This is a genomic window from candidate division WOR-3 bacterium (genome assembly GCA_026418155.1).
In the GTDB taxonomy this organism is placed as follows: domain Bacteria; phylum Hydrothermota; class Tepidihabitantia; order Tepidihabitantales; family CAIPLT01; genus JAOABV01.
In genome coordinates this window covers 1-507 of record JAOABV010000119.1, presented here as the reverse complement: position 1 = coordinate 507, position 507 = coordinate 1, and the positions used below count along the sequence as shown (strand labels likewise).

Here is a 507-nt window from a genome sequence, read left to right as displayed (position 1 = left end):
GCATTATACCAACATACCTGACATCTACCTTATTAGCAAAGTAGCAGAATGCTACAATCTCCTGAGGAGATAAGGGTTGAGTTACCATTTTTACTAAAATGGGTTTTTCTATCCGAGATAAATCAAAATTAATATTATGAAGTTTCAGATACTCTTGTAAATGATTTTTGTACGACTGTGTCCATTCATCATTTTTGTATATTTCTGCTAACAAATTATATCGCAAGTTGCCAGCCACAACACATAATTGTCCGTCAATGCTCATTAAAGTGGGAACACCCCAAGCTGGCGTTATAGAATCCGAAGTCAATTGGAAAAAATCTATTTTCTTTAATTTTTCTCTATAAAACAATACTCCTTGAGCAAAATTTCTGTTTTGTAATGTTTGAGGAAAACGAGGGTTTTCTTCAACTTTTACCTGGTCAGGCGTTATTATAAAAAAATGAGAAGGAACAACTTTATCAAGGTCAACAATTCCAACTTGACTTTGAACATACAAATCGTTAG

General features: G+C 33.3%; 1 protein-coding gene. It reads right to left on the bottom strand.

Annotated features, from left to right (window positions below; genetic code table 11):
• Positions 1 to 507 (bottom strand): hypothetical protein (locus tag N2201_07560; GenBank protein ID MCX7786055.1); only part of this gene is annotated, 507 nt, incomplete at both ends.